This window comes from Bartonella sp. AP280QHHD (genome assembly GCF_042196125.1).
GTDB lineage: Bacteria > Pseudomonadota > Alphaproteobacteria > Rhizobiales > Rhizobiaceae > Bartonella.
In genome coordinates, this window is the sequence record NZ_JBHIPQ010000050.1 from 12,186 (window position 1) to 35,280 (window position 23,095).

Consider the following 23,095-nt stretch of genomic DNA (forward strand, 5'->3'; position numbering starts at 1 on the left):
TTCATAGAAAGATGCTATATTTATATGAGGAGTGCGTCATATTTGTCATTCTGCTCTTGAGTATATTTTTTTGCTTTTCTGTATCGCATGCGGAAGATACAATGAGGAGTACGGAAGTCCATAAAGAATTAGGAGAAATTCGCCAAAATATTTCACTTTCGCGTGAGCGTGTTGCTTTTCTTATGCATCAAGTTGAGCATTTAAAAAAAGATCAACGTGTTTTGAGTGATGCACTCATAAAGGCGGCTAAAGAAGAACGTATAGTAGCAGATGATATTGCTAAAAGGGAAGAAAAGCTTAAAAAAATGATAGAAAAGCGGGTACAAGTCTATCAACGTTTAAAAAATCGTCGTGCTGAATTTGCGGAAGTTCTTGCAATTTTGGAGCGTATGGGATTGAATCCGCCTCCTGCTCTTATGATACAGCCAGAGGACGCGTTGGCTTCTATACGTAGTTCTGTTTTATTAGGTACCGTTATTCCTCAGATGCAAGAGAAAACACGAGATTTAACAGAAAAACTCAAGGAGTTGACCAATTTGAGTAATTCCATTACTACGGAATATAAGGCATTAAAGACAAAGCTGCAAAATCAAGCAGAGCAGCGAAAACGTCTAGAGCTTTTATTAGACCAAAAAAACAAACTACAAAAAAAATCAGAAAAAGAACTTACAGAACAGCAACAAAAAAATATTGCTCTTGCTAAAAAAGCGCAGTCTTTAGAAGAATTGATTTTAGAGCTCGACCGTCAGTCAAAACTTAGCTCTGATGCATCAGTACAGGTACGGAAAAGTTTGCAATTGTTAGAACAGTCCAATTTTGAAAGCCGAAAAGGTTCTTTACTTTTTCCTGTTTCAGGAAAAAGAATACATCACTCTAACAAAAGTTCGCAGATTACGCGCTTTGGTGAAACGATAGAAACAGAGTCAGGAGCTGTTGTTATATCACCTGTGGATGCTTTTGTTGCTTTTGCTGGGCCATTTCGTTCTTACGGACATTTAATCATTCTCAATGTTGGAAATGGTTATCATATCATTCTTACTGGAATGTCGAGAATTAATGTAAAACAGGGGCAGTTTGTTCTTTCAGGTGAGCCTCTGGGTATAATGGAAATGCAATTTATTTCAAACAGTGTTGCATTGGATATAGGAAAAACTTCTCCAATGCTTTACATTGAGTTTAGAAAGCAGGGAAAACCTGTAAATCCAACTCCTTGGTGGCAGACTGAAAAAATAAGAAGGAGCCAAAATGATTCGTAAAGTTATTCTTTTGGTCGCTGGGGTATTGCTCGGCGCCTGTTCAATGATTATGGTGCAGTCTGTTGCTGCGAATAATGAAGATAATGCATATAAAAAGCTAGCTATATTTGGCGATGTTTTTGAGCGTGTGCGTATGCAATACGTTACAGTTCCAGATGATAAAAAGCTTATTGAAAATGCTATCAATGGCATGCTCACATCACTGGACCCTCATTCATCTTATTTGAATGCTGAAGAAGCCAAGGATATGCGGGATTCTACGAAAGGAGAGTTCGGAGGTCTTGGTATTGAGGTCACTATGGAAAAAAACTTAATTAAAGTTGTTTCACCAATGGATGATACTCCCGCTTCAAAAGCAGGTATTCTAGCAGGAGACCTTATTTCAAAAATTGATGATGTACAAACGAATGGTCAAACATTGAATGAAGCTGTTAATAAGATGCGAGGTGCTCCTGGAACACCAATTACCTTAACAATTATTCGTTCTGGCGTTGATAAGCCATTTGAAGTGAAGATTGTTCGTGATATTATCAAAGTAAAAGCGGTGAAATATCGGGTTGAAGGTGATATTGGATATTTAAGAGTTATCCAGTTTTCTGAACAGACATTAAATAATCTTCTAGCGGCAATTAAAGATATCCAATCTAAAATTCCTGAAGATAAGCTAAAAGGTTACGTCCTTGATTTGCGGCTTAATCCCGGTGGGCTTTTAGATCAAGCTGTTAATGTTTCGAGTGCTTTTCTCAATAAAGGTGAAATTGTGTCGACTCGTGGGCGCAAAAAGAGTGATGTGACAAGATTTGATGCGAAGCCAGGTGATGTCATTAATGGAAAACCGCTCATTGTTCTTATTAATGGTGGTTCAGCAAGTGCTTCTGAAATTGTTGCGGGTGCACTGCAAGATCATCGTCGTGCAACAATTTTAGGGACGCAGTCTTTTGGTAAAGGATCTGTTCAAACAATTATTCCTTTGGGTGAAAATGGGGCTTTACGCTTAACAACAGCACTTTATTACACGCCATCAGGCACTTCTATTCAAGGAACAGGGATCACACCTGATATTATTGTAGAGCAACCACTCCCTGAAAAATATAAAGGTTATGATGTAAAAGTTGGTGAGTCTGCATTAAAAGGACATATCAAAGGAAAACGAGAGAGTAATAAAGGATCTGGTTCAGCTGCTTTTGTTCCCAAAGACCCTAAAGATGATATTCAATTGAATGAGGCTTATAAACTGTTACGAGGTGAAATGGCAAATGCAGCATTTCCACCAGATCCCAATAAGGATGTGTTAAAGTGAGAATTGATATCTATAGCTTGCGATTTTGAGGAATATTAAATGGATGCAGATATTAATTTGAAGATTCTTCCATATCGCAAATGTGTTGGGATTGTTGTCTTTAATCATGAGGGGAAAGTGTGGGTTGGGCGTCGTTTAATGATGCCCATTCATGCAGATGCAGATATTGACATATCTCATCGTTGGCAGCTTCCTCAAGGAGGGATTGATGAAGATGAAAAACCATTAGATGCGGCATATCGTGAACTTTATGAAGAAACGGGTATTCGATCTGTAAAGTTGATTAAAGAAGCACAAAATTGGTTCCATTATGATTTTCCACAAGAACTTATTGGGTGCACATTAACAAATAAATATCGTGGGCAAATACAAAAATGGTTTGCTTTCCAGTTTACAGGAAAGCTTTCTGAAATTGCGATTAATCCGCCACCAGATGGCAATAAAGCGGAATTCGATCAATGGAAATGGATTGATCTAGAAACCCTTCCGTTGATTGCTGTTTCTTTTAAAAAGCACGTTTATACGAAAGTTGTCAGCGAATTTCGAGGTAGCCTTAGACCATTATAAAAGCTATATGATTACGAGAAAGCTTTTTTTATTAAGATGCTTTATATTATAATAAATAATAAACATGTTTCTCTTTTATGTAAAGAACAGGAATATAAAATGAAAAAGTTATTTAATTTACTTATAGTTTTTACTCTCTTGAGTATTTCATCTGTTGCATTTGCAACAAGTTCAAAACCTCCTGCATCAAAAGATGCGGCAGCGACATTGCCAAATGGAGCTTCTTCTTTGACTGAAACCTACGGTTTGTGGACTATTAACTGTGGTATACAAGAAGGGAAAAGAATTTGTTTTATGCACCGTCAAGAAGTGAATGAGCAGGGGCGTGTTGTTGTGGCTATGGGCCTTACTCTCGATGCTGAGGGTGTTGTATCTGGTAATTTAACAGTTCCTTTTGGCATTTTGGTTTCTAAGCCTGTTCGTTTACAAGTTGATGAGGGAAAAGCTGTTATCGAAACCGGTATCCGGACTTGTGTACCAGCAGGTTGTGTGGTTCCTGTCGTTTTTGACAAAAATCACGTAGCAGCTTTACGTTCTGGAAAACAGTTAAAGTTGGCGATGACAATTGCTGCTGCAGGTGAACCAGCTTTGAATGATTTATTTGTTCAGCTAGATGGTTTTAGCAGTGCTCTTAATCGTTTGACTGCTTTGCAGAAATAATTTTAAAACTAAAAGCGGCCTTTAAAAGGCCGTTTTTAGTTTGTTTGTTTTTTATAATTAATAATTAAAACGATGAGATTTAAGATTAATCCTATAAGGGATATTCAGATTTTTTGCCGTTTCTTCTATTTTATGTGCTATTTTTAATTTTGATATTTGTTTTCTAACTGCATCGTCATTAAATAGAGAGATGAAGAATTTAGATGTCTGGTTTTTATTCAAGAAAAAAGAGTATTGAAATATAAAACCATTTTTTGATACACAGACCTGCTTTAATGAAGGTTTTCTATACGCTCTTCTGTTTCCTTGATTGAAAGGGATGACGCATGATTTATGCATTGCTTCGAACGATTGATTTGATTTTTGAGATTTATATTGATATTTTAATCGCGAGTGTCATTTTTTCTTGGCTTTATGTCTTTAATATCATAAATTCGCGCAATCGCTTTGTTGTTTTGATAGGAAGCTTTCTATATCGTCTTACAAATCCCGTTCTAAGCCGTATCCGGCAAATTTTACCAAATTTTGGAACGATTGATATTTCACCTATTGTAGTGTTCATTATTATTTATTTTATTCGTACTTTTATGTGGCGCGTTTACGCAAACATGTATGTATAGAAATATTACTTGAGGCGAATACATGTTTTATCAAGTTGATAAAAATAACTTGATTTTGTTTGTATATCTCATTCCAAAATCATCTGTTGACAAAATAATAGGGGTTGAATGTAGGGATGGTGAAAAACAATATCTGGTTATACGCCTTCGTGCTGTTCCTGAAGATGGAAAAGCGAATAAAGCTCTCATTAAATTTCTTGCGAAGCAGTGGAGAATCCCATCTTCTTCTATTTCTCTGAAAAACGGTGCAATATCTCGCTACAAACAACTTTACTTTTCAACACATTTAGAAGAGCTAAAACAGATATGGCAATCCTTTAGAGATTACATCTCGTAGAAAAAATAAATAACAAAGCCTATAAAAAATAGGCTTTATTTTATTAAATCGTTATATTTTGTTATTGCGCTCAACAGCTTGCTTAATTAATTCATGAGCAAAGTTTTTATCACGCCATCCTTCAATTTTAGCCCATTTTCCAGGTTCCAGATCTTTGTAATGCTTGAAGAAATGTTCAATTTGTTTGAGTGTAATCTCGGGCAGGTCTGTATAGTCATGAATATTGATATAGCGTTTTGTTAATTTTGTAGTGGGAATGGCAATAATTTTTTCATCTTTACCACCATCATCTTCCATCATTAGAGCTCCGATGGGGCGAACATTGATAACACAACCAGGCATAAGTGGACGGGTATTACAGATAAGGACATCAATAGGATCACCATCATCTGAAAGCGTATGAGGGACAAAACCGTAATTTCCAGGATAAACCATTGATGTATGAAGAAAACGGTCAACAAATAATGCACCCGACTTTTTATCCATCTCATATTTTATTGGCTGCCCACCAAGAGAGACTTCCACAATAACGTTAATATCTTCTGGTGGATTTTTGCCTACGGGTATTTCCTTAATATTCATAGAGACATCCTTTCTGGAATATAGTGAGGCTCAATACAATTAAATATTTTACCAAAGAGATTATGAAATTAATTTGAAATTGATGCACGTGTTTTTTCAAAACGTTTACGTTCATTAGGATCAAGATAGAGCTTGCGGAGACGAATATTTTTAGGGGTTACCTCTACAAGCTCATCATCTTGTATCCACGATAAGGCGCGTTCTAACGTCATTTTAATGGGAGGCGTTAACTTTACGGCCTCATCTTTTCCAGAAGCGCGCATATTGGTGAGTTTTTTTCCTTTTAACACATTAACTTCTAAGTCATTATCTCGTGAGTGGATGCCAATAATCATACCTTGATAGACTTTCACACCCGCATCGATGATCATAGGTCCACGATCTTCAAGATTAAAAAGAGCATAAGCGACAGATTCACCGTTGTCATTTGAAATCATAACACCATTAACACGACCAGCAATGTCTCCTTTATAAGGTTCATAAGCATGGAAAAGGCGATTCATAATTGCTGTACCACGTGTGTCCGTTAAAAGTTCAGATTGATAACCAATGAGTCCTCGGGTTGGGGCATAAAAGACAAGGCGGACACGATTACCTCCAGAAGGACGTAACTCCACCATTTCGCCTTTACGTTCAGACATTTTTTGTACAACAATACCGGAATATTCTTCATCAACATCGATAACAACTTCTTCGATTGGCTCAAGAGTTATTCCATTTTCATCTTTTTGCATAACAACACGTGGGCGTGAAACACTAAGTTCAAATCCTTCACGGCGCATATTTTCAATGAGAACTGCAAGCTGTAATTCTCCTCGTCCTGAAACGTAGAAAGAATCTTTATCGGCTGATTCTTCAATTTTAAGAGCGACATTGCCTTCTGCTTCTTTTAACAATCGGTCACGAATGACACGGCTTGTTACTTTATCGCCTTCAGTTCCAGCAAGGGGACTATCGTTGACGAGAAAACTCATAGTAACAGTAGGAGGATCAATTGGTTGGGCAGTAAGGGGTTCATTGACAGTAGGATCACAGAAAGTATCAGCTACGGTACCTTTTTGCAGACCTGCAATCGCAACAATATCACCAGCACTTCCTTCTTCAATAGGTTGCCGTTCTAAGCCACGAAACGCTAAAATTTTTGAAATACGCCCAGTTTCTAAAAGTTTTCCATCTTGTCCAAGAACCTTGACATTTTGATTGGGTTTCAAAGAGCCAGAATGAATCCGTCCTGTAATAATTCGTCCCAAAAACGGATCCGCTTCAAGAATAGTTCCAATCATGCGAAACGGTCCTTCTGCTACACTAGGAGAAGGGACATGCTGCGTCACAAGATCAAATAAAGGACCTAATCCCTGATCTTTTGGTCCTTCAGGGGCTTCCGCCATCCATCCATCGCGTCCAGATCCATAAAGAATAGGAAAATCAAGCTGTTCATCGGTTGCGTCAAGAGCAGCGAAAAGGTCAAAAACCTCATTAATGACTTCATCAACGCGTGCATCCGGTCGGTCAATTTTATTAATAGCAACAATAGGGCGCAATCCTACTTTCAATGCTTTGCCAACGACAAATTTTGTTTGTGGCATCGGTCCTTCAGCAGCATCAACAAGTACAATGGCTCCATCAACCATATTGAGGATGCGTTCAACTTCTCCACCAAAGTCGGCGTGTCCTGGTGTATCAACAATATTAATTCGAGTATCTTTCCAAACAACAGATGTCACTTTCGCTAGGATTGTAATTCCGCGTTCTTTCTCAATATCGTTTGAATCCATCATACGTTCGCTTGTACGCTGATTATCACGGAAGTTTCCTGATTGCTTGAGAAGCCCGTCTACAAGCGTTGTTTTCCCATGGTCAACGTGGGCAATGATGGCAATGTTACGCAATTGCATAAATTTTCTTCTTTTCGTTTAATGAAATTTCATTTGAGGTAAAGTCTTTACATTCTTTGCCTGACTATTAGAAAACCTTTTACATGTTTTTTTATAATTTTGGAAGATGGAGGCAATATTTTTATGGCAAAACTATTTATCCAAGTCTTTAAGGCTCTATTGAGCTTCAATTTCTGAAGCTTCGTAAAAGTTTTTATAGTACGTATGTTCTATTCTCGAGCTAAGAATTATCCAAAAAATCACCGTCAACTTGATTTTTATCAATATGACACAAGGAATTTATATGAGCTCTTGTAAGAGTAAGTATAAAGCTAGCCATATTATTGTTGTTGTTTTGCAAAGAGATTAATAAAAATCCGGAATATCTCTCAATCCATAGCCAATTTATTGACAACTGTACAACATTCTTATTCTAAATAAAGCTTTTTCTTATTCTATAACTTGTCAATCAAAATCCAGATTTAATGCAATCGTGTATTTGAGGTAAATATTGAGACGATTAAGAATTTTATAAGAAGTTCTAGCTTTTGTATGCCAGATTAGGGCAAGAGTTATATCTGTTTGATTTATTTATGAACCCGGAATACAGTCTTATTTAGAAAGAATATGAAGGCATCCAAAGAAAATTCCCATCTTTGCTGTTAATCCAATTTATAATTTCAAAAGCATCTAAAGTAATATCTTTTAAACCATGGAGATAGTGCATTGCCTTACTTTTGTTAATTGCACTCTCTAATAGGAGTATGCTTTTCATGCCAAACAGAACACTTTAAACAGCATATACTTTTTGTTGCATATTCATGTACTTAAGAGAGATTGCTTAACGTACACTACATCCATTCCATGATAGAGCTCATAAATGATATAATATACGCGAATAGTATACTATTAACGCCTTTGTGAAGAAATATAAAGCCTGTTGAGTATCATCATGATTATTCTTTCTCAGCTGTCAATATTGCGCCAGTTTTTGATACGAGAGAGAGAGGATATAAGAAGTATTTTATTTTTTCTTGAATAGTTTTTAGACATACACCGATCTCGTTTGTGACTGGCAAGAAGATGACTTTAATCGATTTAATATGAGAAGCTTTATGATGAGGTAAAATTACGTTATTCGGAGCTGTTATTCAAAAAAATAATAAATTATCTATAGAGCGGTGCGCTAGAAAATAAATAATAAAGCTTATTCTCTTATGGAAAGAATCTTAGGTTACATGACAAGATTTTTCCATAAGTAAGAGTTTTTACTTTACATGTTTAAAGAAGAGTTCCTGACAAAATGAGAGAAGCTACAGAAAAATAGATTATAATGCCCATGACATCTACTAAAGTTGCCACAAAAGGAGCAGAAGCACTTGCTGGATCAAATTTTAAACCTTTAAGAATAAAAGGCAACATAGATCCAGAAAGAGAACCAAAGGTAACGATTCCAACTAAAGCTGTACCCACTGTTGTCGAAATAGCAATCCAATGTTGGCCATAGTCGTAGATACCTAGTTTTTGCCAAAGAGCAATGCGCGTAACACCAATAATTCCTAGTAAGAGACCAAGGGATAGTCCTGTTGGAATTTCACGAATGATCACTTTCCACCAGTCTTTCAACGTGAGTTCACGTAAAGCCAATGCACGGATAATAAGGGATGTAGCCTGTGAGCCGGAATTTCCTCCTGAGCTCATAATGAGAGGTATGAACAGTGTAAGAATAATCGCTTTTTCGAGTTCTGTTTCGAAATGTTGCATAGCGCTTGCTGTCAGCATTTCACCGATAAAGAGTAAAGCGAGCCAGCCTCCGCGTTTTTTCATCATTTCAGGAAACTTAATTTGCATATAGGGCTTATTAAGTGCTTCCATACCCCCAAATTTATAGGCATCTTCATTCATTTCATCGACCATAGTATCAAGCACGTCATCAACGGTTACAATGCCAATGACATGGTTACTTTCATCAACTACAGGCACAGAGAGAAGATCATGGCGCTGGAAAAGGCGTGCGATATCTTCATGATGTGTGAAAGGTGATATTGTAATGGGCGAGTCATGGGTAGGGACATTAAGAATTTGTTCATCAGGTGAGGCAAGAATAAGGTTACGCAGGGAAACAGCTTTGAGAAGAGTACCTGTTTTGGGGTCAATTACATAGCTGGTATAAACTGTTTCACGTGTTCGCTCGACCTCACGAATGTGATCCAAAGTTTTTTGTATGGTCCAGTTTGAAGGAACGGCTATAAACTCTGTTGTCATCAGTGCTCCTGCTGTATGATCAGGATAACTGGTGAGTTTTTTAAGTTCAGCGCGCGTTAAGGGGTTAAGCAAGGCATAAAGTCGTGTGCGGGTTTCCTTATCCATTTCTTGAAAGACGTCTGCAGCAGCATCGGCAGACATGCCATCAAGAATTTCAACAGCACGATTTATAGGGAGAAGTTCTAGGATGGCAGCAGGTTGCTCAAGCTCTGGTTTATCAAAAAGTTCGATAACATAATCAAGAGGCAGAAGACTAAGAATAGTTACACGTTCCATGATATCGAGGTCATTGATGATATCAATAGAGTCTGCAAAATGCTGGTTCTTTAACTTTTCAGCGAGAGCTTCAGGAGAAAAATTTTTGAAGTCGAAGGCCGTTTTGATTTCAGTCATGATAAAGTACCTCCTGAAGAGTTGGAGAGTTGTAAATCTAGATAATAGATGAGATAAAAACAAAAGTTTATGGAAGATTTAAAAAAAACTCCCCAGCTATATTCCCAATTGTTAATATTTGAAGTAAAGTCAAGGGTAAATTATAAGTTATAAACAAGTTTCTGAATCACTAAAACGAGAATACAGCTTAATTTGAGGATAATATAAAAACGTAAATGTAAAAATCAGTTCTGATTTTACCATCATTTCTTTAATGTAGTTTGCGATTTTCAAAAGAATCTAAAGCAATATTTTATAAAGAGTGGAGATTATGCTTTTCTCCAAGTGTTTTTGTTAATATGCAATTCTATTGTGATGTGCGAGCGAATAATCTTTATTGCTTCAATATAATATGGTTTGAATGAAAGAACTTTACGATTTTCAGGTTTTTTATTCAATAGGGTTTTGAAAGGTAGTTTTGAAACTCACGAAATAGTTTTAGTATGTTATCAATTTGTGTCGTAAAGATAATTGTTACAGTTTAAATTTATAATGGAGACATAAAGTATTATGACAAAAGCAGCAGTGCTGGACTGGAAGGGATTTTTAGGTCTTCCTGATTTTTCTTCTATAAGTGACGAAGATTTTAAACCCGCTTTTGAACAGGCACTTCAAGAAGCAGAAGAAGAACTAGAGGCAATTGCGATGGTGCAAGAACCACCAACGCTTGAGAATTTTTTGCAGCCTTTTGAGCTTTGCGGCAAAGCGCTTGATCGTGTCTGTTCAATATTTTTCTTACGCACCAGTGCTCATACGAATGTATTAATTCAACAGCTAGAGCAAGAGTTCGTTGTAAAACTTTCTCGTTATTCTTCAAAAATGATGATGGATGCGCGGATATTTGCGAAAATAGATATGCTTTATAAACAGTCGCAGTTGGGCACATTTGAGAGTGAAACAACACGTGTTCTTGAATTATGGTGGAAAAAGTTTGTTTGTCATGGGGCAAAACTCGATGAAAAAGCTAAGAAACGGCTTTTGGAAATTAATGAAAGACTTGCTTTTTTAAATGCTACTTTTGGACAAAATGTCTTAAATGATGAAGCTGAATGGATTCTGTTTTTAAAACAAACAGACTTATCTGGTTTACCGCAAGATCTCATTGCTTCAATGAAGGAAATTGCGTGTGAAAGAGGCAATGAAGAAGCGTATGCATTAACACTAGCACGTTCGATTGTTGAACTTTTTTTAAAATTCTCTGATCGTCGTGATTTGCGTGAGGTTGCATTCCAAGCTTGGGCTAAACGTGGTGAAAATAATAACAAGAATGATAATAAAACAATTATTGTAGAGATTGTTGCGCTTCGAGATGAGCAGGCTAAATTATTGGGATATAAATCTTTCGCAGATTTGAAGCTCGATAATACTATGGCTAAAAGTGTTGATTCCGTTATGGATTTGCTTATGCCTGTATGGAAGCGCGCAAGAGCGAAAGCTTCTACTGAGCAAATTGACTTACAAAATTTTGCCAACAATCAGGGCAGCAATGAATCTTTAGCTGCTTGGGATTGGCGTTATTATGCTGAAAAGCTTCGCACTGAAAAACTTTCTTTCGATAGCGCTGAGATTAAATATTATTTTCAGCTTGATCTTATGATTAAAGCGGCTTTTGGGGTAGCCGAAAAACTCTTTAGCATTACATTTGAAGAAAAAAACGCTGTTACACTTTGGCATCCTGATGCACGTTTGTGGGAAGTAAAAAAGTCTGATGGAAGTCTACTTGGGCATTTTATTGGTGATTATTTTGCACGTTCTTCAAAACGCTCCGGTGCGTGGATGAGTAGTTTGCAATCACAACATAAATTGGATGGCGGACAAAAGCCTATTATCTACAATGTTTGTAATTTTGCTAAACCACCTAAAGGGGAAGTTGCTCTTTTATCACTTGATGATGCACGTACGCTTTTCCACGAATTTGGACATGCATTGCATGGTTTGCTTTCTGATGTCACATGGCCATCTGTGTCGGGAACATCTGTTTCACGTGATTTTGTTGAGCTACCTTCTCAACTTTACGAACATTGGTTAACAGTACCAGAGATATTAAAATCTTATGCTATACATACAAAAACAGGCCATCCTATGCCACAAGAGTTGATAGATAAAGTCTTAGTAGCACAGACATTTAATGCAGGATTTTCTGCCGTTGAATTTATCTCATCAGCTTTAGTGGATATGGCTTTTCATCAAGGCGAAACAGTCACTGATCCAACAGTGTTTGAACGCCAAGAATTAGAAAAGCTGCAAATGCCTGATACAATTATTATGCGTCATCGTCCCCCACATTTTATGCACGTGTTTGCGGGGGATGGTTATGCATCTGGTTACTATTCTTATATGTGGTCGGAAGTCCTTGATGCTGATGCTTTTCAAGCTTTTGAAGAAACGGGAGATGTTTTTAATTCAGAGCTTGCTGATAAGTTGAAACGTTTTATTTACTCCGCTGGAGGAAGTCGTGATCCAGAGGAGCTTTATAAAGCTTTTCGGGGACGAATGCCTTTACCAGAGGCAATGATTAACAAACGTGGACTATAAGATATAACGGTATGGTTAACACCATGCCGTTTTCATATTATTCGAAAGGTACAGTTGCGATTTATGCAAATTTTCTCTTCATAATAGCTCTGTAAACAGAGTTTTTTATCTTATTCGCTTTTTGTTTATAGAGGAAAATAGATTTTGTATTTTAAATAGACATTATGGAAAAGAAAAATTATCAGCTCGATCTTTTTGATGCCCATTTGGTGGAAACCATGATTTTTTTATAAAACTTGACTTTCTTTTGCCTAAAAGGTGAGTGTTTTTTTGTGCCATATCATCGAGGCTCATTGGAGGCTGACGCATAATTTTACTCCGCTCTTGATTCTCTGATTCTTGTATAAGTTTTTGAATAACTTGATCGGTTGAGTAAGAATTTTCATGAGAAAAGGCATAAAAATTTGAAATATTTTTCAATGTTTTTTCTAAATAAGAGGCAAGTTTTTTCTTTCCTTCAGGGGTGAAATGCATGCCATTATTGGTGCGTAATTTGGTTATTTTTCCATTAATATCATAGCCTGAAAAAGAAAAATTTCCTGTCTCATCACTAAAGCCGCTCCAGATATCGAGAAAATACCCTCCTGCTGTTTCTGTTTCTTGTTTATAGAGCGCATTAAAAATTCTCATTTTTTGTGTCAAAAGATCATTTCCAAAAGAAGGTTGACCTATCCATATCCATGATTTTCCAGAGGCGTGAAGACTTTCAGCAATTTCGATAATTCTTTGTTTGTAGATGCGCATCCATTCTGACTGATTTGTGTTAATCATGTTATGAGAGTCTGTGATGGGTTGATTATCATTTGCACCGATCATCATGATAATAACATCGGGATTATTTTGATCAATGAGTTTAGAAATATTGCTTTGCCAAGAATAATAATCCGTTCGAACTAAGCCGGAAGCTGGCATTGTGTTGTTCATGATAACGATATCGCTATTATTTATAAAAAATTTCTTAAGTGCATCGGCAACAGCAGAAGCTGCAAAATCCCCTATGACAAGAATGCGCTTTGCATTCTCATTTTTTAGCTTTTGTATGTTTTTTTGTGTTACGATCTTTTTTTGCGGCTTGTCTATTTTTTGTTCTATAATTTGCGGTGGCTGCTGTGTCTGTTTGTTTTGTTGTGACAACCATTTGAAGAAGTTCGTTGCTTTACTTGGGGATGGCTGTAAGATCCCCACAATAGAAAGTGAAAACAGCAATAATGTCAAGTATATCAGGCGAAAAGAAGACAAAAATTTAGTCTCCCTTATTGTTTGCGAAGGAGAAAAAGCACTTGAGATGATGGATATCCATTTGCTTTTAGACCGTGACGCAGTTGAAAAGCTTTAATTGCTTTGCGAGAAGCTGTTCCGATTTTTCCATCAACATTCCCTTTATAATAGCCCAGTGCACTTAAGCGAGATTGTAGTTCTTTACATTCCTGGAAAGTAAGAGGTTGAAAAGGTCTTTGCCAATCATTTACCAATCTAGGATGTCCAGCAATGCGATCAGCAAGAAGGCCAACAGCAAACGCATAACGATCTGCATTATTATAATGTTTCAGAACAAAGAAATTTTTTGTGACTAAAAATATAGGTCCTTTTGCTCCATCTGGATATTTTAATATTGCTTGTTCAGCTGATGTAGGAAGAGGGTGCCCATTTGCGTGTTTTACACCTAATTTTTTCCATTGTTCAAAGGAATACCAGCCTTCAGGAAGGGTTTTCCCCTGCGGCACTTTTACCTCTACTCCCCAAATAAGATTAGGTTGCCAGCCATTTTTGTGGAGAAGGTTAGCAGCAGTAGCCAGAGCATCTGGAACAGAGTTCCAGATATCACGCCGTCCATCTTGGTCCATATCAACTGCATAGGCGAGATAACTGCTTGGAATAAATTGTGTATGCCCCAATGCACCGGCCCAAGATCCAGTGAGTTGAGAGCGTTTAATTTCGCCACTTTGTAGAATTTTCATAGCAGCAATCAGCTGTGTATATGCATATTTTGCACGTTTTTTATCAGCATAGGCTAAAGTTGCAAGAGAGCGAATGGTATCACGCATTACACTTTTATTAGCTAAAACCTTCCCATAGTTGCTTTCCATTGACCAAATAGCAAGCAGAATATTGCGATCAACACCAAAACGTTTTTCAATTTGAAGAAGCCATTTGTTCCATTTTTGAGTTTGGCGTCGTCCTTCCTCAATTGCAATATCATGGACACGATTATCGAAATAGTTCCATGAAGGAGCAACAAATTCCGGTTGGTATGCGGCGCTTTTTAGAACTTCTGGATCAATGGCATTAACACCTTTAAACGCCATATGAAACGTAGAGGGGGTAATATTGTGAGCAATAGCTATTTTTTTAAATTCTTTAATCCAGTGTTTAAATCCGCTATCAGCATATGAAAGGGGTGCAAAAAACATTAAAAAAGCAGAAAAAATAACGGCAGAGCCAGTGAGAAGAGTTCTCCAAGCTATTGACTTCTCTAAAAAAGAGAAAGTCTTCAATTCTGTTTTTTGCATTTTGAAATCCCCATTAATATTCAATTCATTAGATGTGCAATAACTTTATTTTGTATTTAGTTTAATCGATAATATGATCAAGAAGAGGAAAAAACTGAAATAAATAATACGTTTTAATCCCTTCAATAAATTCTCAGACTCTTTTTACATTTTTATTGCTCATTATAATGATAATCAAAACAATAAGATATCTTTTTTACCATTTCGTAAAAACATATGATAAATAAAACAAAAAAGTTATATGAATTCATTGAGGAGGGTGAGTGTGCGTAAAATCCGGAAAGCAGTATTCCCAGTAGCAGGTCTTGGTACGCGTTTTCTTCCTGCGACAAAAACGATTCCTAAAGAAATGCTAACAGTTGTTGATAAACCTGTTATTCAATATGTTGTGGATGAGGCGAGGGAAGCTGGTATTGAGCATTTTATTTTTGTGACTGGACGTAACAAAGCAGTCATTGAGGATTATTTTGATGCGCAAGTTGAATTATACACGATACTTGCTGAATGTGGAAAGAAAGAAGATCTTGCACACTTATACCGTTTACAGCCATTACCAGGGTCAACTTCTTTCACTCGGCAACAGCAACCTTTGGGATTAGGGCATGCTCTTTGGTGTGCACGTGAATTAGTTGCAGGGGAACCTTTTGCTTTGTTATTACCGGATATGTTGATACAAGCGAAAAAGGGCTGTCTTTCTGAAATGATGAGCCTTTATGAAAAGGTGGGTGGGGGAAATATTATAGCAGTTCAGGAATGCGATCCTAGAGAAACACATAAATATGGTATTGTTGGGAAAGGCAAACAGATTGCAAATGGTTTTGAAATCACAAAAATGGTAGAGAAACCAGCACAAGGTACGGCACCATCAAATTTGTACATCAATGGACGTTATATTTTGCAGCCAGAAATTTTTAATATTCTTTCCACTCAAGAACGGGGAACAGGAAATGAAATTCAATTAACAGATGCTATGATACGGCTTTCAAATGAGCAAGATTTTTGGGGTTTGCAAGTAAAAGGGCGCACTTTTGATTGCGGTTCTAAAGCTGGTTTTATTGAAGCCAACGTTGCATTTTCTTTGGCACGCGCTGATATGCACAGCCACGTTTCTGCTTCATTGAAAAATTTACTAGAAACCATTAATGTCGAAAAGTGATATAGATCTCTCACTTAATTTTATTGGTCGAATTTGATTATGACAATATCGTCTCCTCATATGGCTTTGCAAGGTGCAGTAGCATCAGCGCTTAAAACACTTGCTAGTGAAAAGCAGGGGCTTGAAGCTCTTGAAAAAGCTCTTCTGGAAAGTCTTTCTTCTTCTTTTGAAGCGGCTGTTCAAACTATTAGAAATGCTCGTGGACATGTGGTTATTACTGGTCTTGGAAAAAGTGGTCATATAGGGACAAAAATTGCAGCAACCTTAGCCTCAACTGGAACACCTGCCTTTTTTGTTCACGCTGCAGAAGCCAATCATGGTGATCTTGGTATGATTGGCTCTGATGACGTTATTCTTGCTTTATCATGGTCTGGTGAAACTCAAGAGTTAAGTGGTATTATAAGTTATGCGGCGCGTTTTCGTATCCCCCTTATTGCGATGACATCAAGTAAGCACTCTGTGTTAGGACGACAAGCTGATATTGTACTATTATTACCAAAGATAGAAGAGGCGTGCCCCCATGGTTTAGCCCCTACAACTTCAACAATTATGCAATTGGCAATGGGAGATGCATTAGCGGTTTCTCTTTTAGAAATGCGTGGTTTTACCGCAACGGATTTCAAAATATATCATCCTGGTGGTTCTCTTGGTGCAAGCCTTAAATACGTGTGTGATATTATGCATGAGGGTGATAATATTCCTTTGGTTATGCAGGGAACAGCTATGACTGAAGCGATGAATGTTTTGGTGGAAAAACATTTTGGTTGTGTTGGTGTTGTGAATCAAGAAGGTGAACTAATCGGAATTGTAACTGATGGCGATCTTGCACGTAACATTCATTTTAATTTATCAAAATTTAATGTTGACGAGGTGATGACCAAAGCTCCTAAAGTTGTAAAGCCAAATACACTTGTTGGTGCAGCAACAGCTTTTATTAATGATCATCAGATTGGTGCATTTTTTGTGGTTGAAGATAAAAAACCGATAGGAATTGTTCATTTTCATGATCTTTTGCGCATTGGCGCTGCTTAGATTAAAGTTCCCTATCAAATAAAATGTTATTTTAGGTTGAAATAGATTGAATGATACAAAGTTACAATTTTATTGTGAGGTGGCTTTACTGATATTTTGTGGAAGAAAATGATTATTTTACGCATTTCATAATGTTTAGAAAATTTTCAGGGTAAAGATTATACCAGCCTCTTTGCGTATTTTAGAGAGGATTTTCTATCAGGAGGAGAAAGGATATCGCCTCCTGCTTAATGTGTGTGCTCCCTCTGTTCTTAAGAGAGGTTTCCCTTGTACTTTGTTAAGATTTCCGCTTAAGGAAAAACTGTGCTCCTGTATGTGAGGTGCAGAGAAGTTGTGTGGCGTCATATGACATTGTACAATTGACTCTAGAAATTGTTCCACGGAGAATAGAGCGTATTTCAATTTCTATATTTTGGGCATTGAGATAATTATATGCTCCTTCTGATAGTTTTTCTTCTGTATCTGCTGCATGCGTTTCAAAAACACCATTGTGGAAAGAAGAAATAATACCATTCTCATCAACCCATTTTCCATCAATTCCAGTTGGCATATTTGAGTTATAATATCGCGAAAAGTTACAGGCACTTAACAGCAAGGCGGTAATTGTAAGACATAAAATATGATAGGTATGTTTCATTTATTGCACTCTATTTAGATTATTTTGCTCTCTAGTTTCTATAACATTATTAAATTACCCCATGAGTCAATATGAAAAATTTGATAAAAATCAATGAAAAAGCAAAAAAATGGAAAAAAATGCCTTAATGTTGTATTTAATTGACAGCTTGATGAATTTCGTAAGTGAAACACAAGAGGTAAAATATTTCTTATGGTTTACAACAATTTTTATATTAAGCTGCTAAGTAGTCTCAAAGGAGATTATTGACATTATGGTTGGTCCCATTCTTGTTGCGAGTGAAGATTATGGAAGACGTATAGAACTTTCTTCTATGCTGCGAGGTTTTGGTTATCGTGTCATTGAAGCAGAAAATGGTCTCCGTACGATTGATCTTTTACACAGGCGTAAAAACATTGTGCTTGCACTCCTTGATGTCGTTATGAGTGATTTGAGTGTGAGCGATTTGATTAAAATGATTAGAGTTGCTGGTGTTTCTGTTCCTATTGTCGTTATAGCACAACAAGAGAATCAGCATTTACTCCAGAAAGCTTTAACAGCTGGAGCTATTGATTATTGGATCCATCCAGTAACATTATTACGTGTAAGAGTTACTTTGGATATCCTTGCTCTTATTTCTGCCTTGGAGCATGAGGTTCGAGATATTCGGCGAAAAAAAGAGAATCATTTACGGTTTTCTGATCTTTGCGTAAAAAGTAGAGCTATGCAGATAGTATTAGAACAATCGAGACAAGCAGCAACTTCTTTACAGAATCTTTTGATAGAGGGAGAAGCTGGAACAGGACGTGAGACATTAGCTCGGATTATTCATCATGAGGGATTATTTTCGGAGGGTGTTTTTGTTCGCTTTCAATGTTCAGCCATCGTTGATCCAGAAGAAGAAAATCAGCAGTGGTTTAAAGAATTCCTACCATTGGTTTCTTCTCTTGAAAAAGGGACACTTTGCCTTTGTGATATTGATCGACTTGAGCCCATACAGCAAAAACGGTTTGCTCATTACCTTAAAGAAAGGGAAAGGGATACAAAAGGAGATTTTTTTCCTTTTCGGATCATCGCTATTTCAACATCGCGTTTAAAGGACTTGGTTAATGAGAACTTTTTTTTGCATAGTTTGTTTGAACAATTTTCTCACTTGTCTATTAGCGTTCCTGCTTTACGAGAATTAAGGGATGATTTTCCAGAGATCACACAACGTTTGATTGATCGCATTATCACAGAAACAGGGCGATCACATGTCCATGGTTTAGCAGGCTCTGCTCTTTCCTTGCTTATGCAGTATGATTGGCCTGGCAATAGAAATGAGCTTGAAACCTTTTTATTTCGTGCGATTTTACTCAGTGAAGGACCGTTATTAACTGTTCGAGATTTTCCGCAATTAATGGGAAATTCATTAATGAATGTTCCCAATATCATTGAGGGTAATATGCAAGAAGATAATGAGCAAGAATCGATAAAATTTTTGAATACTGATGGGCATGTACGTACTTTTGCAGAAATGGAGCATGATATTATAGAGAAAGCGATTAAACATTATAAAGGACATATGAGTGAGATTGCGCGTCGCCTTCATATTGGTCGCTCTACACTTTATAGAAAAATGGAAGAATTGAGAGCAATAAGAAATCAAGAACGAAAGTAAATTCATAACAAATTTCTCTTCATGACAAGCAAGCGTTTCAAAAAATAGAGTGAATTTTGATAAAGTCCGTGGGGGAAAGCTGAAGAAAACAATCATTTATTGTAAAATTTATCTATAGTGGATGATTTTGTTGATTTAAATCAAATATAAATTTTATGTGACTATTTTAATCGTTTGTTTCAATTTATACAATTTTAGTTAAGTTTACATTTATTAAAACAGAGAAGCATTTTTAAAAACTTTTAAATACTACCGCTAAAATTTTTGTATCATCAATATTAAATTTATACTCTCTTAAGCAAGAAGTGGCATTTTATCTGCTATACGATTAAGATAAAGTGATTAGTGTTATCGTTTGCATTACTGATGATGTGATAGTTTAAAATAGAAAGTTTGCCCTCTTTGACTCTTTTACAGATTGTTATTGGTTTTGTCCTCTTTTTTTTTATTGCATCTATGTTGGCAATCTACACCTATGGGCGTTTTGTGAAAAATGCTAGGGGAAAATGTTCTTATGCGTTACCTCTTCAGAAAGATGAAACTAAGCTTGATCGTATCGTCAGTCAATTAGCTGAGAAAGAAAATGGATTGGGGATTGATAAAGATGCCCTTTCCCTCATTATCAGCAATTTGGATGCGTTTTGTGTTCGGGCAATAGGAGCTGCAGAGGCTGGGCGTAGCCTTGATCTGATGTATTATATTTGGGATGATGATTTAACGGGGCGCCTATTATTAAGTGAAATAGTTGAGGCAGCTGATCGAGGGGTTCGGGTACGGCTTCTTTTGGATGATATTAATGCTCAGGCACGTGATCCAGCTTATATTGCGCTAGATAAACATCCTCACATTGAGGTGAGAATGTTTAATCCAGGGCGATCGCGTAAAGGTGGTTTACGCCGTGGTTTAGAAATTATATTACGGGCAATTACTGTAACACGTAGAATGCATAATAAAGCTTTTATTGTTGATGGCAGGGTCGCTTTTGTAGGAGGACGTAATCTTGCAGATTCTTATTTTGATGCTGGTAAAGAATCCCATTTTCGAGATTTAGATTTGATGTTAATCGGTCCTTCTGTTAAAAAGGTAGAAAGTATCTTTGATGATTTTTGGAATAGTGCTGTTGTTTTGCCAATTCATACTTTGGTTGTTCCTAAAAGCGCAAGTGATCTTAGCTATTGGAAAGATAAATTACGAAAGTTTCGTGATTCCAAAGTTGCAAAAGTTTATTTAGATTATGTCAAAGAGCACATTAACTTTAATTGTTTTATCCAAACAGGAAAGCGGTTATTTTTAGCAGACAAAGTTGTTGTTCTTTCTGACCCTCCAGAAAAAGCATTGCGTAAAAAAGCAAGTAATTGGCTTATGAAGGCACTTTCAAAGGTTATTGGAAATGCCCAAAAAACGGTTCAGATTACGTCACCTTATTTTGTTCCTGGTAAGGTTGGCACGCAGAATTTTAGTAATTTGGTTTCAAAAGGTGTTGATGTCAAAATTCTGACAAATTCTTTAGCAGCTACTGATGTAGCATTAGTGCATGGTGGTTATGTACCTTATCGTAAGGCATTGTTGAAAAGTGGTGTTAATCTTTATGAATTAAAAGCGGAAGGCAATACTCATGGGTTACGATTGTTTCGATCGAGTAAGGCAAGTCTACATGCCAAAGCTTTTTTAATTGATCGTAAAACAGCTTTTATTGGATCTTTAAATTTTGATCCAAGATCAGCATCATTAAATACAGAAATGGGCATTCTTTTTGAATGTGCTCCCATTACAGCAAGATTAGATTTGTTGTTTTCTGAAGAAACCACAGGGGAAATGAGCTATCATCTGCGTCTTGGTGATAATAATCGTATTTATTGGGATTTTATTGAAAATGAAAAAAAATATAGCATTGACTATGAGCCAGAAAGCAATTTTTGGCGTCGCGCATTTGCAAAAATAATAAGTTGGTTACCTATTGAATCACAATTGTAAATTTTTATAAACCACACTTAAAAAAAATATTTATTTTTCTTTTCATTTTGTTTGTAGCATGGCATAATTTTTTGCCAATCTACCATGTATGAGAACCGCAGTTGTATTTTAAAGCTTCTTGCGGTGTTTTATTATAAAAGGAATTTTGATATGGCAAAGATTGTTGAAACGGGGACAGGTGCATTGGCACTGACTTTTGATGATGTACTTTTACAACCCGGTCATTCTCTTGTTATGCCTAGTCAAGTGGATCTCAGTACGCGCATTGCAGCGGATATTAAGCTCAATTTGCCATTGCTTTCTGCGGCAATGGATACGGTAACAGAATCGCGTTTGGCAATTGCTATGGCTCAAGCTGGTGGTCTTGGGGTTATTCATCGTAATATGTCTCCTGCAGAGCAGGCAGAAGAAGTTCGCCAAGTAAAAAAGTTTGAATCTGGTATGGTTGTTAATCCAGTCACCATTGGACCAGATGCAACACTTGAAGAAGCAAAATCTTTGATGCGCTCTCATGGTATTTCCGGTATTCCGGTTGTTGAAAATGGTGCTAAAGGTGAAACTGCTGGACGGCTTGTTGGCATTTTGACAAATAGGGATGTGCGTTTTGCATCGGATCCTAAACAAAAAATTTATGAATTAATGACGCATGAAAATTTAATCACAGTGCGTGAAAATGTTCAACTCAATGAAGCGAAGTATCTTTTACATCATCATCGTATTGAAAAATTATTAGTTGTGGATGAACAGAATCGTTGTGTCGGACTGATAACAGTTAAGGATATTGAAAAAGCAAAATTAAATCCAAACGCTGCCAAAGATTCACAAGGTCGCTTGCGTGTTGCAGCTGCAAGTAGTGTAGGGAACGATGGGTTTGAGCGGGCTGAACGATTAATTGATGCAGGCGTTGATATTCTAGTAATTGATACTGCACATGGACATTCTCAGCGTGTATTAGACACTGTTGAGCGTATTAAAAAAATGACGTTTTCTCCAGCTATTATTGCTGGTAATGTGGCGACTGCTCAAGCAACACAGGCTTTGATTGACAGTGGTGCGGATGCTATAAAAGTTGGGATTGGTCCTGGTTCTATTTGCACAACGCGAATTGTTGCAGGTGTTGGTGTTCCTCAGCTTGCAGCCATTATGAATGCTGCAGAAGTTGCTGAAAAAGCGGGCATTCCCGTTATTGCTGATGGGGGGATAAAAGCTTCGGGTGATTTTGCTAAAGCCTTAGCAGGTGGGGCTTGTGCTGCTATGATTGGCTCTCTTTTAGCGGGTACAGAAGAAAGTCCTGGTGAAGTTTATCTTTATCAAGGACGATCCTTTAAAGCTTATCGCGGCATGGGATCTGTTGGTGCTATGGCACGAGGATCGGCAGATCGCTATTTTCAAGATGATGTTCGTGATGAACTTAAGTTGGTTCCTGAGGGTGTGGAGGGGCAGGTGGCTTATAAAGGTCCTATAGCATCAGTTCTACATCAGCTTGCTGGTGGACTTCGTGCTTCGATGGGGTATGTTGGAGCAAAAGATCTCGTAGAGTTTCGTGAAAAAGCAACGTTTGTACGTATTACGAATGCGGGACTCCATGAAAGTCATACGCATGATGTTTCTATCACACGAGAGAGTCCAAATTATCGTGGGCCAGTTTAAAGATACAAGAGCCTAATATCATATTGCATAAATATAAAATTTGCCGAGAACAAGAAAGAGAGACTGCGC

At 37.1% G+C, this 23,095-nt stretch carries 18 protein-coding genes; 12 read left to right on the forward strand and 6 right to left on the reverse strand.

Annotation, left to right across the window (positions count from 1 at the left end; all coding sequences use genetic code 11):
• Window positions 1-11 precede the first annotated feature (11 nt).
• The 6 genes from ACFIMK_RS08155 to ACFIMK_RS08180 all read left to right on the forward strand — a co-directional run bounded on the left by ACFIMK_RS08155 (window position 12) and on the right by ACFIMK_RS08180 (window position 4,740).
• Complete coding sequence (locus tag ACFIMK_RS08155) at window positions 12-1,256, forward strand: murein hydrolase activator EnvC family protein (RefSeq protein WP_375611872.1); 1,245 nt, start codon at window positions 12-14, stop codon at window positions 1,254-1,256.
• Complete coding sequence (locus ACFIMK_RS08160) at window positions 1,246-2,556, forward strand: S41 family peptidase (RefSeq protein ID WP_273790634.1); 1,311 nt, start codon at window positions 1,246-1,248, stop codon at window positions 2,554-2,556. Before ACFIMK_RS08155 ends, ACFIMK_RS08160 begins: the two co-directional genes overlap by 11 nt.
• A gap of 39 nt (window positions 2,557-2,595) precedes the next feature.
• Entirely contained in the window at window positions 2,596-3,123 is a 528-nt protein-coding gene (locus tag ACFIMK_RS08165; protein WP_375611860.1) for an RNA pyrophosphohydrolase, read from the forward strand.
• Window positions 3,124-3,222: 99 nt separating this feature from the next.
• Window positions 3,223-3,783, forward strand: a complete 561-nt coding sequence (locus ACFIMK_RS08170) for an invasion associated locus B family protein (protein WP_273790632.1) — start codon at window positions 3,223-3,225, stop codon at window positions 3,781-3,783.
• A gap of 326 nt (window positions 3,784-4,109) precedes the next feature.
• Window positions 4,110-4,403, forward strand: a complete 294-nt coding sequence (locus tag ACFIMK_RS08175) for a YggT family protein (RefSeq protein WP_375611859.1) — start codon at window positions 4,110-4,112, stop codon at window positions 4,401-4,403.
• Window positions 4,404-4,425: 22 nt separating this feature from the next.
• The gene (locus tag ACFIMK_RS08180; RefSeq protein ID WP_375611858.1) at window positions 4,426-4,740 is read left to right on the forward strand and encodes a DUF167 domain-containing protein; all 315 of its coding nucleotides are present in this window, start codon (window positions 4,426-4,428) and stop codon (window positions 4,738-4,740) included.
• A gap of 51 nt (window positions 4,741-4,791) precedes the next feature.
• On the opposite strand, the gene ppa is transcribed toward ACFIMK_RS08180, so the two are convergent.
• The 3 genes from ppa to mgtE form a co-directional block, all read right to left on the reverse strand.
• The gene (ppa, locus tag ACFIMK_RS08185) at window positions 4,792-5,322 is read right to left on the reverse strand and encodes an inorganic diphosphatase (RefSeq protein WP_375613276.1); all 531 of its coding nucleotides are present in this window, start codon (window positions 5,320-5,322) and stop codon (window positions 4,792-4,794) included.
• A gap of 68 nt (window positions 5,323-5,390) precedes the next feature.
• A complete protein-coding gene (gene typA / locus ACFIMK_RS08190; RefSeq protein WP_375613277.1) occupies window positions 5,391-7,217 on the reverse strand; it encodes a translational GTPase TypA in 1,827 nt (608 codons plus the stop codon).
• A 1,260-nt stretch (window positions 7,218-8,477) separates the two neighbouring features.
• Complete coding sequence (gene mgtE, locus ACFIMK_RS08195) at window positions 8,478-9,854, reverse strand: magnesium transporter (RefSeq protein ID WP_375606748.1); 1,377 nt, start codon at window positions 9,852-9,854, stop codon at window positions 8,478-8,480.
• 549 nt (window positions 9,855-10,403) lie between these two features.
• Here mgtE and ACFIMK_RS08200 point away from each other — a divergent pair.
• Window positions 10,404-12,428, forward strand: a complete 2,025-nt coding sequence (locus tag ACFIMK_RS08200) for a M3 family metallopeptidase (protein WP_375638351.1) — start codon at window positions 10,404-10,406, stop codon at window positions 12,426-12,428.
• Between the two features lie 162 nt (window positions 12,429-12,590).
• On the opposite strand, the gene ACFIMK_RS08205 is transcribed toward ACFIMK_RS08200, so the two are convergent.
• Complete coding sequence (locus tag ACFIMK_RS08205; RefSeq protein WP_375638352.1) at window positions 12,591-13,667, reverse strand: SGNH family hydrolase; 1,077 nt, start codon at window positions 13,665-13,667, stop codon at window positions 12,591-12,593.
• Window positions 13,668-13,681: 14 nt separating this feature from the next.
• Window positions 13,682-14,938, reverse strand: coding sequence for a lytic murein transglycosylase (locus ACFIMK_RS08210; RefSeq protein ID WP_375613280.1), 1,257 nt, complete (start codon window positions 14,936-14,938; stop codon window positions 13,682-13,684).
• 265 nt (window positions 14,939-15,203) lie between these two features.
• Between ACFIMK_RS08210 and ACFIMK_RS08215 the strand changes: the two genes are divergently transcribed.
• Entirely contained in the window at window positions 15,204-16,094 is an 891-nt protein-coding gene (locus tag ACFIMK_RS08215) for a UTP--glucose-1-phosphate uridylyltransferase (protein WP_375638353.1), read from the forward strand.
• Window positions 16,095-16,133: 39 nt separating this feature from the next.
• Complete coding sequence (locus ACFIMK_RS08220) at window positions 16,134-17,126, forward strand: SIS domain-containing protein (RefSeq protein ID WP_375613282.1); 993 nt, start codon at window positions 16,134-16,136, stop codon at window positions 17,124-17,126.
• 277 nt (window positions 17,127-17,403) lie between these two features.
• On the opposite strand, the gene ACFIMK_RS08225 is transcribed toward ACFIMK_RS08220, so the two are convergent.
• Window positions 17,404-17,763 carry a hypothetical protein gene (locus ACFIMK_RS08225; protein ID WP_375611849.1) on the reverse strand — a complete coding sequence of 120 codons (360 nt, stop codon included), beginning with the start codon at window positions 17,761-17,763 and terminating at the stop codon, window positions 17,404-17,406.
• 253 nt (window positions 17,764-18,016) lie between these two features.
• Here ACFIMK_RS08225 and ACFIMK_RS08230 point away from each other — a divergent pair, with 253 nt between their 5' ends.
• From ACFIMK_RS08230 to guaB, 3 genes are all read left to right on the forward strand, one after another.
• Window positions 18,017-19,402 (forward strand): sigma-54-dependent transcriptional regulator, encoded by a 1,386-nt coding sequence (locus ACFIMK_RS08230; RefSeq protein WP_375611848.1) that lies wholly within the window; start codon window positions 18,017-18,019, stop codon window positions 19,400-19,402.
• Window positions 19,403-19,804: 402 nt separating this feature from the next.
• Window positions 19,805-21,376 (forward strand): phospholipase D family protein, encoded by a 1,572-nt coding sequence (locus ACFIMK_RS08235; protein ID WP_375613283.1) that lies wholly within the window; start codon window positions 19,805-19,807, stop codon window positions 21,374-21,376.
• 150 nt (window positions 21,377-21,526) lie between these two features.
• On the forward strand, window positions 21,527-23,026 hold the full coding sequence (gene guaB, locus ACFIMK_RS08240; RefSeq protein WP_375613284.1) for an IMP dehydrogenase: 1,500 nt from the start codon (window positions 21,527-21,529) through the stop codon (window positions 23,024-23,026).
• Window positions 23,027-23,095 lie beyond the last annotated feature (69 nt).

What these genes read in the sequence shown, in the direction of transcription:
- mgtE (WP_375606748.1), bottom strand. Translation starts at nt 9,854, where the DNA reads ATGACTGAAATCAAAACGGCCTTCGACTTCAAAAATTTTTCTCCTGAA.
- ACFIMK_RS08230 (WP_375611848.1), top strand. Translation starts at nt 18,017, where the DNA reads ATGGTTGGTCCCATTCTTGTTGCGAGTGAAGATTATGGAAGACGTATA.
- ACFIMK_RS08180 (WP_375611858.1), top strand. Translation starts at nt 4,426, where the DNA reads ATGTTTTATCAAGTTGATAAAAATAACTTGATTTTGTTTGTATATCTC.
- ACFIMK_RS08200 (WP_375638351.1), top strand. Translation starts at nt 10,404, where the DNA reads ATGACAAAAGCAGCAGTGCTGGACTGGAAGGGATTTTTAGGTCTTCCT.
- ppa (WP_375613276.1), bottom strand. Translation starts at nt 5,322, where the DNA reads ATGAATATTAAGGAAATACCCGTAGGCAAAAATCCACCAGAAGATATT.
- ACFIMK_RS08210 (WP_375613280.1), bottom strand. Translation starts at nt 14,938, where the DNA reads ATGCAAAAAACAGAATTGAAGACTTTCTCTTTTTTAGAGAAGTCAATA.
- ACFIMK_RS08175 (WP_375611859.1), top strand. Translation starts at nt 4,110, where the DNA reads ATGATTTATGCATTGCTTCGAACGATTGATTTGATTTTTGAGATTTAT.
- ACFIMK_RS08160 (WP_273790634.1), top strand. Translation starts at nt 1,246, where the DNA reads ATGATTCGTAAAGTTATTCTTTTGGTCGCTGGGGTATTGCTCGGCGCC.
- ACFIMK_RS08225 (WP_375611849.1), bottom strand. Translation starts at nt 17,763, where the DNA reads ATGAAACATACCTATCATATTTTATGTCTTACAATTACCGCCTTGCTG.
- ACFIMK_RS08165 (WP_375611860.1), top strand. Translation starts at nt 2,596, where the DNA reads ATGGATGCAGATATTAATTTGAAGATTCTTCCATATCGCAAATGTGTT.
- ACFIMK_RS08155 (WP_375611872.1), top strand. Translation starts at nt 12, where the DNA reads ATGCTATATTTATATGAGGAGTGCGTCATATTTGTCATTCTGCTCTTG.
- ACFIMK_RS08170 (WP_273790632.1), top strand. Translation starts at nt 3,223, where the DNA reads ATGAAAAAGTTATTTAATTTACTTATAGTTTTTACTCTCTTGAGTATT.
- typA (WP_375613277.1), bottom strand. Translation starts at nt 7,217, where the DNA reads ATGCAATTGCGTAACATTGCCATCATTGCCCACGTTGACCATGGGAAA.
- guaB (WP_375613284.1), top strand. Translation starts at nt 21,527, where the DNA reads ATGGCAAAGATTGTTGAAACGGGGACAGGTGCATTGGCACTGACTTTT.
- ACFIMK_RS08220 (WP_375613282.1), top strand. Translation starts at nt 16,134, where the DNA reads ATGACAATATCGTCTCCTCATATGGCTTTGCAAGGTGCAGTAGCATCA.